Source organism: Candidatus Paceibacterota bacterium (assembly GCA_041661305.1).
Classification (GTDB): Bacteria; Patescibacteriota; Minisyncoccia; order Phycocordibacterales; family VMEP01; genus VMEP01.
Window position 1 is genome coordinate 238,420 of record JBAZUR010000001.1, and the last position, 13,429, is coordinate 251,848.

Annotated in this window: 16 protein-coding genes and 1 tRNA gene; 8 read left to right on the forward strand and 9 right to left on the reverse strand. The window is 40.7% G+C overall.

The annotated features are described in order from the left end of the window. Positions 1–145: 145 nt before the first annotated feature. The 4 genes from WC724_01435 (at position 146) to WC724_01450 (ending at position 4,528) form a co-directional block, all read left to right on the forward strand. Positions 146–1,060, forward strand: coding sequence for a magnesium transporter CorA family protein (locus WC724_01435; protein ID MFA6077662.1), 915 nt, complete (start codon positions 146–148; stop codon positions 1,058–1,060). Then, the gene (cysS, locus tag WC724_01440) at positions 1,051–2,442 is read left to right on the forward strand and encodes a cysteine--tRNA ligase (protein ID MFA6077663.1); all 1,392 of its coding nucleotides are present in this window, start codon (positions 1,051–1,053) and stop codon (positions 2,440–2,442) included. The genes WC724_01435 and cysS overlap by 10 nt, the downstream gene beginning before the upstream one ends. 94 nt (positions 2,443–2,536) lie before the next feature. Next, complete coding sequence (gene dnaB / locus WC724_01445; GenBank protein ID MFA6077664.1) at positions 2,537–3,907, forward strand: replicative DNA helicase; 1,371 nt, start codon at positions 2,537–2,539, stop codon at positions 3,905–3,907. A gap of 6 nt (positions 3,908–3,913) precedes the next feature. Beyond that, positions 3,914–4,528: a toprim domain-containing protein gene (locus WC724_01450; protein ID MFA6077665.1), complete on the forward strand. Its 615-nt coding sequence runs from the start codon at positions 3,914–3,916 to the stop codon at positions 4,526–4,528. A 28-nt stretch (positions 4,529–4,556) separates the two neighbouring features. On the opposite strand, the gene rplU is transcribed toward WC724_01450, so the two are convergent. The 3 genes from rplU to WC724_01465 form a co-directional block, all read right to left on the reverse strand. After that, on the reverse strand, positions 4,557–4,916 hold the full coding sequence (gene rplU / locus WC724_01455) for a 50S ribosomal protein L21 (GenBank protein MFA6077666.1): 360 nt from the start codon (positions 4,914–4,916) through the stop codon (positions 4,557–4,559). Between the two features lie 365 nt (positions 4,917–5,281). After that, positions 5,282–6,337, reverse strand: a complete 1,056-nt coding sequence (locus WC724_01460) for a DNA recombination protein RmuC (protein MFA6077667.1) — start codon at positions 6,335–6,337, stop codon at positions 5,282–5,284. Between the two features lie 10 nt (positions 6,338–6,347). Further along, positions 6,348–7,133, reverse strand: coding sequence for a PD-(D/E)XK nuclease family protein (locus WC724_01465; GenBank protein ID MFA6077668.1), 786 nt, complete (start codon positions 7,131–7,133; stop codon positions 6,348–6,350). 52 nt (positions 7,134–7,185) lie between these two features. Here WC724_01465 and WC724_01470 point away from each other — a divergent pair, with 52 nt between their 5' ends. Together WC724_01470 and WC724_01475 are read left to right on the forward strand one after the other, a co-directional pair. Next, on the forward strand, positions 7,186–7,644 hold the full coding sequence (locus tag WC724_01470; protein MFA6077669.1) for a GatB/YqeY domain-containing protein: 459 nt from the start codon (positions 7,186–7,188) through the stop codon (positions 7,642–7,644). Positions 7,645–7,759: 115 nt separating this feature from the next. After that, complete coding sequence (locus tag WC724_01475; GenBank protein ID MFA6077670.1) at positions 7,760–8,023, forward strand: hypothetical protein; 264 nt, start codon at positions 7,760–7,762, stop codon at positions 8,021–8,023. A 197-nt stretch (positions 8,024–8,220) separates the two neighbouring features. Here WC724_01475 and WC724_01480 read toward each other — a convergent pair whose 3' ends face one another. Continuing rightward, entirely contained in the window at positions 8,221–8,376 is a 156-nt protein-coding gene (locus WC724_01480) for a hypothetical protein (protein ID MFA6077671.1), read from the reverse strand. A 130-nt stretch (positions 8,377–8,506) separates the two neighbouring features. On the opposite strand from WC724_01480, the gene WC724_01485 reads away from it, so the two are divergent. Then, positions 8,507–8,926, forward strand: coding sequence for a hypothetical protein (locus WC724_01485; protein MFA6077672.1), 420 nt, complete (start codon positions 8,507–8,509; stop codon positions 8,924–8,926). 4 nt (positions 8,927–8,930) lie between these two features. After that, on the forward strand, positions 8,931–9,299 hold the full coding sequence (locus WC724_01490) for a hypothetical protein (protein ID MFA6077673.1): 369 nt from the start codon (positions 8,931–8,933) through the stop codon (positions 9,297–9,299). A 238-nt stretch (positions 9,300–9,537) separates the two neighbouring features. On the opposite strand, the gene WC724_01495 is transcribed toward WC724_01490, so the two are convergent. From WC724_01495 to WC724_01515, 5 genes are all read right to left on the reverse strand, one after another. Continuing rightward, positions 9,538–9,609 (reverse strand) — tRNA-Glu (locus WC724_01495). Positions 9,610–9,715: 106 nt separating this feature from the next. Further along, the gene (locus tag WC724_01500) at positions 9,716–9,955 is read right to left on the reverse strand and encodes a hypothetical protein (protein MFA6077674.1); all 240 of its coding nucleotides are present in this window, start codon (positions 9,953–9,955) and stop codon (positions 9,716–9,718) included. 83 nt (positions 9,956–10,038) lie between these two features. Continuing rightward, positions 10,039–11,349: a Mur ligase family protein gene (locus WC724_01505; GenBank protein MFA6077675.1), complete on the reverse strand. Its 1,311-nt coding sequence runs from the start codon at positions 11,347–11,349 to the stop codon at positions 10,039–10,041. Positions 11,350–11,364: 15 nt separating this feature from the next. After that, entirely contained in the window at positions 11,365–13,086 is a 1,722-nt protein-coding gene (locus WC724_01510; protein MFA6077676.1) for a penicillin-binding protein 2, read from the reverse strand. Then, positions 13,070–13,423 (reverse strand): hypothetical protein, encoded by a 354-nt coding sequence (locus tag WC724_01515; protein ID MFA6077677.1) that lies wholly within the window; start codon positions 13,421–13,423, stop codon positions 13,070–13,072. Before WC724_01515 ends, WC724_01510 begins: the two co-directional genes overlap by 17 nt. Positions 13,424–13,429: the final 6 nt, after the last annotated feature.

Consider the following 13,429-nt stretch of genomic DNA (forward strand, 5'->3'; position numbering starts at 1 on the left):
ACATTGCGCAGTGCGACGGCACGAGCATAGTAAATTTTCAGCAGAAAATTATACGCGTTTTTGGGAGGTATTTTAAAAACAATAAATAGAAACTTATTAAATCACTTGGATTAAGCGTGCAAACCGTTATATAATATCAAGAATTATGCGGACCATATACAAATACAACAATGTAACTTGGATAGATTTGGAGTCTCCAAATAAAGAAGAAATCCGGGAACTAATCGAGGAATATCAAGTTCATCCATTAGTTGCTGAGGAATTATTGGTTCCAACAATTCGCCCAAAGGTTGATTTGTATGATGATTGTATTTATTTAATACTCCACTTCCCTTCCGTGGTTCATTCACATTCAAGACATAAATCAAACGAAATTGATTTTATTATCGGGAAAAACTATATCGTCACAAATCACTACGAATCGATTGATGCAATTCATCAATTTTCAAAAATATTTGAGGTAAATTCAATTCTGAACAAAAGCAATATGGGAGACCATAGTGGCTATCTACTTTTTTATCTTCTCCGTGAGCTTTATAAAAACTTAATGGAGCAACTTTTTGACCTTGACCACAATCTAAAAAGTATCGAGGAAAGAATTTTCCGTGGCGAAGAAAGAGCAATGGTTAAAACAATTTCCCATATCAACCGGAAGCTACTAACCTTTAAGCAGGCTATTCAATATCACAAAGGAGTGCTTGAATCGTTTGAAACTGCTGGACGACGTTTTTTTGGAGAAAATTTTGATTATCACCTACGCTCAATGCTTTCTGAGTATCATAAGGTTTCTAGTACTCTTGAGGGTCACCGCGATACCGTCAACGAACTCCGCGACACAAACGACTCACTTCTTTCAAGTAAAACCAACGAGATTATGAAAACTCTCACCATTATGGCTTTCATAATTTTGCCTATGACCTTTGTTGGACAAGTTTTCGGGGTTAGCTTACAAAATATCCCATTCCAAAATTCCCCTAATGGATTTTGGATTGTAATCGGATTAATGGCATTCGTCGGAGTATTTGGCTTTTCAATATTTAAATATAAAAAATGGCTATAAGAATTTACAACACTCTCATTCGCGACAAAGCCTTCTTTGAGCCTATTCACGAAGGTGAGGTTTATATGTATCACTGTGGGCCAACGGTATACGACTATGCCCATATTGGAAATATGCGAGCTTATGTTTTTGCTGATATTTTGCGAAGGACTTTTGAGTGGAATAAATACAAGGTTAAACAAATTATCAATATCACGGACGTTGGACACCCTTCTTCAGATGAAGATGACGGAGAAGATAAGATAGAAACAGCTTCACAGCGTGAGCATAAATCCGCAGAAGAAGTCGCAAAATTTTATACAGATATTTTTTTTAGTGACTTAAAAAAGCTAAACGTAAATACAACAGATACTATTTTCCCAAGAGCTTCAGAACATATTCCAGAACAAATTGAATTGGTGCGAATCCTTGAAGAAAAAGGTTTTGCCTATAAGACAAGTAAGGGTATTTATTTTGACACAATGAAGTTTCCGGATTATGGAAAATTGGCCCTTTTAGATATAAAAAATTTGCGCGAAGGTGCTCGAGTTGAAATTAATCCTGAAAAAAGAAATCCTACAGATTTTTCACTTTGGAAATTCTCGCCTACCCCCGGGGTTCGTCAGCAAGAATGGGACTCACCTTGGGGTATCGGATTTCCTGGTTGGCATATTGAATGCTCAGCAATGTCGATGAAGTATCTTGGCAATCATTTCGATATTCATACCGGAGGGGTTGACCATATTTCTGTTCACCACACAAACGAAATCGCGCAGTCCGAAGCTGCTACAGGTGAACACCTCGCCAACTATTGGATGCATTCCGCGTTTCTAAGTATCGATGGACAAAAGATGTCGAAGTCTATTGGAAATTTCACCACATTAACCGATATTGAAAAAAGTGGTATTTCCCCTCTCGCCTTTCGTTATTTTCTTTTGGGAACAAACTACCGCATGCCTTTGAACTTCACGTGGTCAGCGCTTTCTGGTGCTGAAAAAGCTCTTCTGGGAATCTATCGCGAAGCTTCTCTTTTTCCAAAAGGTGGCACAGTCGACGAAGACTTCTCTTCTAGGTTTAAGGATGTTATCAACAATGACTTCAACACCCCCCAAGCGCTTGCTCTTATTTTTGAGCTTTTGAGATCCCCTCTTCCGCCAGAAACAAAGTTCGCAACCCTTCTTGAATTTGATAAAGTTTTGGGGCTTGATATTGAAAATAGCCAAGTAGTCACAACGATTCCAGACGAAGAAGTACCCATTCCTGTTAAAAATCTTATAGACGAAAGAGAGATCGCTAGAGCAAAGAAAGATTTCGAGAGATCAGACCTTATTCGTACAGAAATAGCCAAATTAGGCTATCTTGTTGATGATTCTGCTGAAGGCCCTAAAGTGACCAAAAAATAGCTAAATTGGCTATTTTTATCCCCCACATACACACAGCTTAGCCCCAAACGTGACTTAAACTACCTGGGCGACAATGTGCTAATATGGAGCAACTATGGCACAACTAAAAGGAAGTTCTGTTCGTGTTCCCCCACAAAATATTGACTCCGAGAGAGCTCTTCTTGGTGCAATAATGGTTCGATCAGATGCAATCAACGAGATTGTTGATTCTATAGAACCGGAATCTTTTTACGCTGAAAAACACCGCATAATTTACAATGCAATTCGAGAACTTTTTGCCAGAAATGAACCAATCGACGTAATTACTGTTTCTTCCAGACTAAACGACAAGAATGACCTAGAACGTATTGGTGGTCGTGCATACCTTATTGAATTAATTAATACCGTCCCTTCAACGTCAAACGTTTTACACTATGCCAATCTTGTCGACAAGACGAGTATCTTGCGCAGACTAATCGACGCCGCAGATCATATTTCTGATTTGGGCTTTACTGAATCAAAAGAACTTGATCAAGTTTTAGACGAAGCAGAGAAAAAAATATTCGGCATCACCAATTCCCCAAAGGTTCACAAATTCGTTAATATCAAAGACACTTTGACTGAGGCGTGGGAAAGACTGGATCATCTAAATAAGTCTGGCGACGAAATTCGCGGTGTCCCAACTGGATTTCCAGACCTTGATGCAAAAACTGCTGGTTTCCAAAAGTCTGACCTAATCATTCTCGCGGCTCGCCCATCAATGGGTAAAACTGCTTTAGCTCTCGATATCGCAAGACTCGCCTCTACTCGTCACAATATCCCGGTTGGAATTTTTTCTCTTGAAATGAGCGCACATCAACTCACCGACCGTATGCTTGCCGCCGAATCCCGCGTTGACGCATGGAAACTACGCACCGGCAAAATTAGCGCCGATGAAGATTTTTCTCGTTTACGCGACGCAATGAGTGTTCTTTCAAAAGCCCCTATCTATATCGACGACCAAGCCGGTAACTCCATTCTTAAAATGCGTTCTGTTGCACGTAGATTAAAAAGCGAACATGGTCTCGGCCTTATCATTGTCGACTACCTCCAACTCATGACCACCTCAAAAAATTACGATTCTATGGTCAACCAAGTGACTGAGATCTCTCGCTCCCTAAAGAGCCTCGCTCGCGAGCTAGATATTCCAGTCCTCGCACTTTCTCAGCTCTCACGTGCCGTTGAATCACGCGGCGGACGCCCTCGCCTTTCCGACCTCCGTGACTCCGGTTCTATTGAACAGGATGCTGACTTGGTTATGTTTATTCACCGCGAAGACAAGTACAAAGATGATTCCGAGCGACCAAATATTGCTGAAATTCTTATCGAAAAACATCGAAATGGTCCAACAGGTAAAATTGAATTGTATTTCGATGACAAAAAAACAACCTTCCTCCCTGTTGATAAGGGCGACTACGCAACACTTAGTAAGGATGATGACTTTTAATTATCTATGGATGCTCGAGAAAAACTAGAACGTCTTTTTGCAATGTTCCCCGGCATAGGTCCACGTCAGGCTAAGAGATTTGTATATTTTCTTCTAACTCGAAATAGTAATTTTATCTCGGAACTTTCTTTAGCCCTCGCAGATGTAAAGAAAAATGTTTCTCAGTGCGCTTCTTGCTATAGATTTTTCCCTAGCGACACGAATACAATGTGTCAGATATGTCGTGGTGCAAACACCGACCAGAGCACTGTCCTTGTTGTTGAAAAAGATGTTGATTTTGAAAACGTAAATAAAAGTGGTTTCTATAATGGTCGTTTCTTTATCCTCGGCGGACTACTCCCAATCCTCGAAGAAGAGCCTGCTAAAAAAATCCGAGCTCGCGAGCTAGTTGCAGAAATTGAGCGCCAAGCAAAACTCGGAGCTCTTAAAGAAATAATTATCGCCCTTTCGCTAAATCCCGAAGGTGAAAATACCTATCAATATGTTAAGCGCATTCTCGAACCAGTCACACAAAAATATTCTATTAGTTTAAGTACTCTTGGGCGCGGTCTTTCCACTGGTTCCGAACTCGAATACTCAGACGGAGAAACACTTAAATACGCAATCGAAAATAGAAAATAAAAAAAATCCGCCATCAGCGGATTTTTTTTTATTTTATCTTCTCTATAGCAACCTTGAAAAATGGCTGGCGATGTCCTCTAATCTTCAAATAGCGACTCTTGGCCTTGTATTTCATCACCTCTACTTTCTTTGCCTTTCCAATTTCTTTCAATACTCCGGTCACTTTTGCTTCTTTTATATATGGAGTTCCGATGGTTGTATCTTTGCCGTCATCAACGAGCAAAACCTTATCAAAGACGATAGCCTCGCCCTCTTTGTGCTCACCATCCATTATTTCAATAGTAACAACATCGCCAACCGCAACGCGATATTGCTTTCCACCAGTCTTTATTACGGCAAATTCACTTGATTCTGCCTTCTTTCCTGCGGTTTTCTTGGTTACAGCCATGACAGAGTATTTTACATAAAACGAGTAAAAACGCAAGATTACCGTTGTTGACACTATATATATAGAATGCTACAGTCTTTTAGGAAACGAGCTAATCGCTCTTTATCGAAATAACAGCTTTCCTGACCGCACCTCCCTTCCGCTCCATGGCTTGATGGGGCGACCGCGGTCAGCCCCCGCGCCTACCTCCCCCTTCCCTTTGGCGCGGGGTTTTTTTATTGTTTTGTCTAATGTAATCAGTAGCAACAAAACAATAATCCCGTACCAAAAACATCTTTGTGGACCAAAAAAGAATAGCGGAACAAAAGGTTAAAAATAATCCTCTACCTAAATGTTCGTTTTTGGTATCGAGATATTTTTTCTTCCTATTCGTCTTCTCGGTCGGGTCCTTCCAATATTGGAATTTCGAGTCCTGGGCTCATTCCAGTAATACGTAAAACATCCTTGTCTACCTTCTTCAATTCCCTTCCAGAAGAATTGTAATGATTGGTCACTGTTTTCAATGAATTCCCAAGCTTGCTGTGATATTCTTCGTACCCTTTTAAATGCTTTCCAAGCTCCTCCACCCTCCTTACAATATCTTTTGCGGTCTCTTCAATCTGCATTGCTTTAAGCCCCTGAAGGACTGTTTGTAAGTATGCGAGGAATGATGTTGGAGAAACAATAATGACGTGATACTTCCCTGCCGCGCGTTGTATCAAATTCTCTTCGTTCTCTTTTATTGAACCAACCTTATTCACCAAAAGATCATAATAAATCGCTTCGTGTGGGATAAACATAAAAGCGAAGTCCATCGTTCCCTCGTTCGGGCGAATATATTTTGCCGTTTCAGAAATACGTAATTTCAAATCGTTTAAGAACAGCTTTGCTAGACGCTCACGCTCCGCTGGATTTTTTTCGTCAATAACACGATTATAATTTTCAAGAGAAAACTTCGAGTCAACAGGAATTATTTTATCTTTTACAAAAACAACTGCGTCAACAATTTCTCCGTCTCCAAATGCGTACTGCATTTGATAATCATTAGGAGCCATTACGTTCTTGAGTAATGTTTCCAAATAGTATTCCCCCAAAACACCTCTTTGTTTTGGATTCTTCAAAATATCCTGCAATCCTTGAAGCTGATCTGTGACGGAAATAACCTGCTTGTTCGTTTCATCAAGACGAGTCAACTTCTCGGTAATATCGCGAATTAAACTCTGCGATTCCACAAATTGATGCCTAACAGCTTCCTGCATATCTTTATTAGACGCGCCAAGCTTGTCATCCATCGTCTTCGCCAAAGTCGCGAGTTGGTTTTGAATAAGTAAAAGACTATCAGTTTCAACTGCTGGTTTCCCCTGTTTTGCTGTGATTATCCAAACAACAAAAGCTCCGATAAAAACACCAATGACTACAAAAATAATAGTTCCAACTTCCATGAGAAATATTTTACCACAACGAAGCTGTTCCCCCTCCTTTTTTCTTTGGCATCACTTCGGAAACGGCTTCACGATACAAGCAATAATCACAATCTTCAGATTCTTTTGGTGGTTCATCAAGAAGTAAACATTTCTTCGCCCCAATTAGAGCTTCCTCAATCCACTCATCCGAACCTTTGTAAGGAATGACTTTCACATTAAATTCAAGCTTGGCGTCAAAAGCTTCTTTATCTGAGATGCCGTTGCAGTAGACGAAATACCCCACGTTTGAAACAATATGATCATTTTGGCGTAGAAGCCACTGATACACCTCCATTTGTCGCTTATATCCATCTTGCCATTCAGCATCAAGAGACACTTCCCCTTCTTTACTTGTCGCTTTGTAGTCAACAACCATTATCTCGCCGGACGGCGCTTCCCAAATATCATCCACCGCACCAGTCACGACGAAATTTGTTTTCTTGTGTAAATATCGCACCCCGACAAAGTTGTTTCGCCAATCCTCTAAATTATCGTGCTTGAAAGGGACAGCGTCGATTTTGTAATTTGTCATCAAAGGATGAGCTATTCCTTTGGCGCGATAAATATCAAACTCTTTTTTAAGAAGCTTATCTACGGCAGAGTTTAGAGAAAAAGGAAAACCTGGTGGCCTCCCTACCCCGAGTCTTCGGTCTAAATAAAAGCATCTTGGACACTCTAAAAATAAATCAATTTTTGAACGCGAGAGCGCAAATGGTTCGGCGCTATCAGGACTAAATTTATTCTTGGTTCGGCGCGGATTGTAATATTGGGACATATCTGTGGTTTTTAATTTCTACTATTGTATACTTAAATCCACTTATACAAAAATGACACTTTACGAACAACTCAAAGGAGAACTAATAACAGCAATGAAGGCGAAGGATGAGGTCGCGCTAAACACTGTCCGCGGAATACTTTCTGCTTGCACAAACGAACTCGTTGCAACAAAGCGTACCCCACACGACACTTTAACCGACGAAGAAATTACGGCTGTTATAAAACGCGCCGTTAAGCAACGAAAGGACTCTGTCGAGCAATACATGAAAGGCAACCGCGCTGATCTTGCTCAAGTTGAAGTAGCAGAGATTTCTCTTCTTGAAAAATACCTCCCAGAAACAATGGGTCGTGATGATATTGCTCGTGTTGTTAAAGCAAAGATTGCTGACCTTGGCGGTATCGTCGACAAATCTAAAAAAGGAATGCTAATGGGAATGGTGATGAACGAACTAAAAGGTGTTGCTGATGGAAACGATGTTAAGGATGTAATTGACGAGCTTCTAGTCTAGTTTTCTTTTTGTTTCTAGTGTTGCCTGCCCCGTACTAAGCTTTGCTCTAGTACGGGCTTGACATATCCCTCTTTTCTGGTATGATATCAGGAGGTTACTTCATGGAGGATTTGTCATGGCGACCGAGCCGTTTCACCAGAAGCTTGCCGAGCAAATTTTTTCGAAAATGACTGCGGATCACGTAACGTCGTTTGACGAAAACGTCTTCTACAAAGACCTTTACCGTCTTTTGCAACGAAACAACGCATTCGACGGAAAGGGTTACCACGGGCGAAAAATCAAACCGCTCGTGATGAAGATGTACGAAGGATACAAGGTTCCTCTCAAAGCGCCGACTGAAGCGCCCGTGCAAGAGAGCCTCGACCTCTTCGCTACGTAATTCCGCTCGCGTAGCAAACCGCGCCCCATCATGGGGCGCTATTTTTTTGCCTAATATATTTAAGAACATAATCAACACATACACTATAATCTTGCTATAGCAAGATTATAGTGTATGTGTTGAACCAAGTTTTTTGCCTAAATATTAAAAACAAGGCCACCCGATATGGGTGGCAAATTCAAAACGTTGTTCGTGATCTATTTCCAGCTCTCAAAGGAGTCGGTTTCGACCATCATGGGTACTTGATCCGGCTCAACTTCGGTCAGAGCCAGCGTGTCTTCTTCGAGAAGGTCGGCGATGAACTCCTCAACTGCCTGGGCAAAATTACCCCAGAGATTCTTCAAAAACTTCATGGCTGTTTCCTCCCCCGATAAGTTGAACAAAACTACCTCATTTATAATACCACGAGAGTTGAGGGATGGGAAGAGTGGAAAAATGCGCATCAAACCCCAACACCCCAAAGCTCTATGATATAATTTTTTTATGTTACAAGACGACATTTTAAGTATTAAGTGGGCAAAACGTGGAGTAGTTGGTTCCATCATGCTAACTCTCATTATTACCGCCCTAGAGTTTCCCCCACCAATTGGGTTTGAAACAAGACCTCAAGATAACGTCTCTCTTCTTTGGTTAGCGTATTTTTTTATAATTTTAATTGCTGAAATATCTGCGATACCTCTAATTTACAAAAGACCAATGCTTGGTGCGTATCTTGCAATAACCTCAGCAGTTTTAAATATTCTTTTTGTAATCGCCGACCAGCTTCATCTACTACAGCCGGAAGTAGCAACTCCGCTCTATTCAATAATCGAGGGTGTTGGCGCGATTGTTTCAATGGCTCTTATATATTTTGCGTGGAAAGTACTTCAATTCAATTCCGAAGTTAATAATTTAATCAAATAATATTATGGAAATTACAATATTTTTAGCAAAATTCTGGGGTAGTCTTTTTATGGTTCTTGGTGGATTATCTATTGGAGCAAAGTTTTTAGGAAGAGTCATTGAATATACCGAGGATAAATCTGTAACAATATCTACTGGGTATATTACTTTTTTACTTGGCTTAGCTACTGTTGTTGCACATAGCGTCTGGGTTAATGATTGGAGGCTCGTCATTACTCTTTTGGGTTGGACTACCCTACTTAAAGGAGTTATGAAAATCGGATTTCCGGAACATATCAATAAAAAAGCTCAGATGTTTAGGGGCCAGTCAGCCCTCTGGGGTGCTGTTATATTTATTTTTGGAACTTGGCTGTTTTGGATGGGGGTTAATTAAGAGAAGTGGTCACGCATAATTTTCTAAGGCTTTGCAAATTTTAATGGTCACAAGTCACTAAGTTTTTTGTAGCTAACCACTACAGAGAACCGCGAGTACGCTTCGGTCACGGATAAATTTTTGCTAAAATTTTCCGCTACCCCGACTCGCGCCGTCACGCTCCGTCTTTCGATTCTCTGACGCGAGTAAAGTGATTTACTCGCTTAGGGTCGCAAAAATTGGGCTTTGCTAATTTTTGCGACCCTACAGAGAATCGAACTCTGATTCCCGCCTTGAGAAGGCGGTGTCCTAACCGTTAGACGATAGGGCCTCTTTAAAACAAAATACCAAAAAATCATAGCAATTTAAGAGGAAATTTACAATTCAAAAATGATGAAGCCCGCATTCCTGCGGGCTTTGGTCTGAGGTGAGTTGGCCTAGCGGGGAAAGATGATTTCCCAGATATCCCTGTAGGTTGTGGCAATCTTTTCGTTGATCCCCAGCAGATCGCCATAAATACAGGCAATTGCTATGACCACGATGATCGCGACAATGACCAGCGTTATTTCACCACTCCTGACATCCTGAAAGCGCTTGACGGCTTCCTCTCCAGGATACAAGTCATTTCCTCCCATGATTCCTCCTTCGATGTCGTTATATCCACCACCTAGGCCCATCCCAAGTAGCTATGTACCATTTGCTTCCGCTACTCTACGACATTAAATACATGATTGTCAACGCTTTCAAATGAGGGCTACTTTTAACGGAAGCTCCACTCCTCCTCCTGTCTCACAAGAAGTTCTTTTCTTTTCTCAGGCTCCGCCATCACTTCAAGCACCGCTTTTTCCATTCGCACTCCTTGTGAACCTTTAACGAGCGCTATATCCCCTGCTTTAATTTTTTGTTCCAAAAATTTACCCGCTTCCACTGAATTCTCAAATTGAAAAATCTTTTTCTCAGAGAGCCCCGCAATGAGAGCTCCTTCGGCGATATGTCTTGCACGAATACCGACAGTAATGACCATGTTGCAAATTTTACCCGCAATTTCACCCATTCGACGATGTTCATCACTAGCGTGTTTACCAAGCTCAAGCATTTCCCCGAGCACTGCAATTTTTCGTCCGTCGCACTTCATTTTTGAAAGCGTGTCGAGAGCAGACTCCATTGCGACCGGAGAAGCGTTATATGTGTCATCGATGATAATACTTTCCTTCACCCCTTTAATTAATTTCATTCGTCCTGGCGCCATTTCATACGTATGAAGCGCTTCTGCTGCGCGAACCATATTGAGTTCACACACATCAGCGACGGCAAGTGCGGCGAGTGCTGCATAGATATGATTCATTCCAAATCCGCCAGCCAAGTGCACGGGGATACTTGCTCGTTTTGAGTCGACACGGAAAGTTATGCCCAAGGGATATTTATCGCCATCATCTTTTTGGTATTCAATATTTTCATACGAAGCAACGAGTGTGGCATCTTTGTTAAATCCATAGCTTTCAGTTCGAGCTTTTGTTTTTTCCTTGAGAGACATTACGTCTTCATCATCTCCGTTTAAAATAAGAGTCCCGCCTGGCGATACTTCTTGAGCAAGCTCTCCTTTTTCTGCCTTTATTGCTTCTGGCGACTCAAAAAACTCCACATGAGCCGGAACTTTGCTTAAGCGCGTGATGATAGCGATATCTGGCTTAATCCATGATGCTGTTTTTTTAATATCACCTGGTCTATCGGCGCCAACCTCAAGAACAAGCCACTCAGGGTATGGCTTCCTTTGAATCAAAAGAGAAAGTCCATCAAGAAAATTTTTTAGCCACATAAGTGGGTTGTTCCACGCATTAGGGCAACCAATAACAGTGAGTGGTACTCCGATTTCGCTATTAAAACTTTTCTCACTTTTTCGTGTTGTATAAAAATGCGACAACACGGCATAAATAGCATCCTTCGCAGAAGTTTTGCCGACAGTGCCTGTAATAGCCACAACTTTCGGTTTGTATTTCTTTAAAATAAGTCGCGCTTCTAATGTAAGAATCGCGACTATTATTTTTTTTAGGATTGTTTTTAGAAACTGCATAAAGTATGTATTTTCCTACCTATCGGGAGGAACTTCATAATAACTCAGTAAAAACTTGGTAATATCTATAAATGGGTAGGTTAAGGTATGTGATGCGTACTTCTCCCCTTTCGGAAATTTCGTATAAATAAATATCAAAAACTTTGGGTTATACGCCGGGAAATATCCAAAAAACGAATGTAGATACCTATCCTCATAGTAACCTTTGCCGTTCGGGAGTGCAATTTGTGCCGTACCTGTTTTTGCAGCGATACTATAATGTTGCATTTTTACAGCCCCACCCAAGAGAGCTTTGTCGACAACCTCAACCAGCATTCTAGTTATTTCTTCTGATGTCTCTTTTTTAAGAACTTGAGCTCCTTTTGGAGTTTCAATCACCTTGTTTAATCCTCCTTTGTAATCAATTTCGGAAACTAAATGCGGAGTAATAATAAAACCCCCATTTCCCAAAACTGCGAGAGCTCGCACCATGCTAATTGGGGTCAGAGCAATTCCTTGCCCATACGAAGCATTCACAAACTCAATATCACGATTGGTATTTAGGTTTGAAATAAGATTTCTTCCTTCGTTTGGTAAATCGATTCCCGTTCTCTCTGCTAAGCCAAAAGCTAAGAAATATTTTTTGAAATCTTCTTTTCCAACCTTTTGCATTGCATAGGCCGCGCCAGTATTGAGTGATTCATCAAGCACATTTTGCATCGTGGTAACACCTCGTCCGCGCTTGTCATAATTGTAAATCGTGTAGCCATTGAACGTGAGAGAGCCTGTGTCGTTGTATGTTGTTTTGGCTGTGACAACGCCCTTATCAAGAGCTACCGCCATCGTAAGAGGCTTTACTATCGAACCCATTTCGTAGACGTTTTCCACTAAAGGGTTAGAAAATATTCCCGCATTTTCCACGTCTTGGAATTTATTTAAATCAAAACTAGGGGTTATAACAATTGCATAGATACTGCCGTCATTTGGATTGATAACAATCGCCCCTGTTTCTTCTGAATCATACTTTTTGTTAATTTCCTTAGCAACTTTTTCTACATAGCTTTGTACAGAAGGGTCCATTGTTAAAACCAAATCACCTTCTTTGTCTAAAACATCGCTAGACAAATTACTCCTCAAGCTTGAAAAAACTTCTGCAAAAAAATTAACATAAAGACCATTTTTACCCCGTTCAAGAATGCCGTCATATTGTCGTTCAAGCCCATAGCGACCACCAATAACATCCCCTTTGTAAGCGGTAAAACCGATTGTCTGAGCTGCCATTTCTCCAGCTGGGTAAAACCTCCACTTTTCTTTATAAGCAGAAACTCCGGGGGCTTTTAGCGCTGTTATTGCGTCGACACTTTCTCTTGAAACCCTATGTGCTATTTCCTCATACGGGTCTTTTTCTTTTGTCGCCTTTTTAATAAAAGTATCGTGCTCTAGCTCTGGTATATATTTTTTTAAATTCAAATATAACTCCTCTGCATTTGTTATTTTTTGAGGATTAACTGCAACGATATACCCAGATTTTAGTCCAGCAGCAGAAATTAATTTTCCATCAATCTCCTTAAAAAAAATCGAGCCACGATCAAAAATCGAGCCACGTGGTGTTGCATATTGGCGGTCTGCTATCTCGCTATAATAAGAACCGTTAACAACCTGAACAAAGAAAAGCCTGAGGATGATGAATCCCACGGCAAAGACTAAAAGGGATGAAATTAACCTAATTCTACTAGTGTGATTAATATGATGAGCCATCTCTCAATGTTAGACCCTTTGCAACAGTGTTTTCTGAGACGAAAACAGCATTATTTGCTTCTTGGTAGCCCAAGGAGCGTGCTAAATCAAGAGAAATAGAGTTGCCTGATGCAAGGTATTCAAGCTCAATCTCACTTAAAGATGATTTAACTATTCTAAGTTCGTTTTCCACATTTGCTCTTCCTGCAACATTAAAAATTGTACTAGCAACTAAGTAGAAATAAAATGCCATCGTAATACCCAAGACACCGAGAGCTATGTGCATTGTTGCGCCTGAAACCTCGCCCCAAGCTATTACCGAACTTCTTGTATTTAATTTTGAAATATTTTTTTTCATAAAGAA

What these genes read in the sequence shown, in the direction of transcription:
- WC724_01435 (MFA6077662.1), top strand. Translation starts at nt 146, where the DNA reads ATGCGGACCATATACAAATACAACAATGTAACTTGGATAGATTTGGAG.
- cysS (MFA6077663.1), top strand. Translation starts at nt 1,051, where the DNA reads ATGGCTATAAGAATTTACAACACTCTCATTCGCGACAAAGCCTTCTTT.
- dnaB (MFA6077664.1), top strand. Translation starts at nt 2,537, where the DNA reads ATGGCACAACTAAAAGGAAGTTCTGTTCGTGTTCCCCCACAAAATATT.
- WC724_01450 (MFA6077665.1), top strand. Translation starts at nt 3,914, where the DNA reads ATGGATGCTCGAGAAAAACTAGAACGTCTTTTTGCAATGTTCCCCGGC.
- rplU (MFA6077666.1), bottom strand. Translation starts at nt 4,916, where the DNA reads ATGGCTGTAACCAAGAAAACCGCAGGAAAGAAGGCAGAATCAAGTGAA.
- WC724_01460 (MFA6077667.1), bottom strand. Translation starts at nt 6,337, where the DNA reads ATGGAAGTTGGAACTATTATTTTTGTAGTCATTGGTGTTTTTATCGGA.
- WC724_01465 (MFA6077668.1), bottom strand. Translation starts at nt 7,133, where the DNA reads ATGTCCCAATATTACAATCCGCGCCGAACCAAGAATAAATTTAGTCCT.
- WC724_01470 (MFA6077669.1), top strand. Translation starts at nt 7,186, where the DNA reads ATGACACTTTACGAACAACTCAAAGGAGAACTAATAACAGCAATGAAG.
- WC724_01475 (MFA6077670.1), top strand. Translation starts at nt 7,760, where the DNA reads ATGGCGACCGAGCCGTTTCACCAGAAGCTTGCCGAGCAAATTTTTTCG.
- WC724_01480 (MFA6077671.1), bottom strand. Translation starts at nt 8,376, where the DNA reads ATGAAGTTTTTGAAGAATCTCTGGGGTAATTTTGCCCAGGCAGTTGAG.
- WC724_01485 (MFA6077672.1), top strand. Translation starts at nt 8,507, where the DNA reads ATGTTACAAGACGACATTTTAAGTATTAAGTGGGCAAAACGTGGAGTA.
- WC724_01490 (MFA6077673.1), top strand. Translation starts at nt 8,931, where the DNA reads ATGGAAATTACAATATTTTTAGCAAAATTCTGGGGTAGTCTTTTTATG.
- WC724_01500 (MFA6077674.1), bottom strand. Translation starts at nt 9,955, where the DNA reads ATGGGCCTAGGTGGTGGATATAACGACATCGAAGGAGGAATCATGGGA.
- WC724_01505 (MFA6077675.1), bottom strand. Translation starts at nt 11,349, where the DNA reads ATGCAGTTTCTAAAAACAATCCTAAAAAAAATAATAGTCGCGATTCTT.
- WC724_01510 (MFA6077676.1), bottom strand. Translation starts at nt 13,086, where the DNA reads ATGGCTCATCATATTAATCACACTAGTAGAATTAGGTTAATTTCATCC.
- WC724_01515 (MFA6077677.1), bottom strand. Translation starts at nt 13,423, where the DNA reads ATGAAAAAAAATATTTCAAAATTAAATACAAGAAGTTCGGTAATAGCT.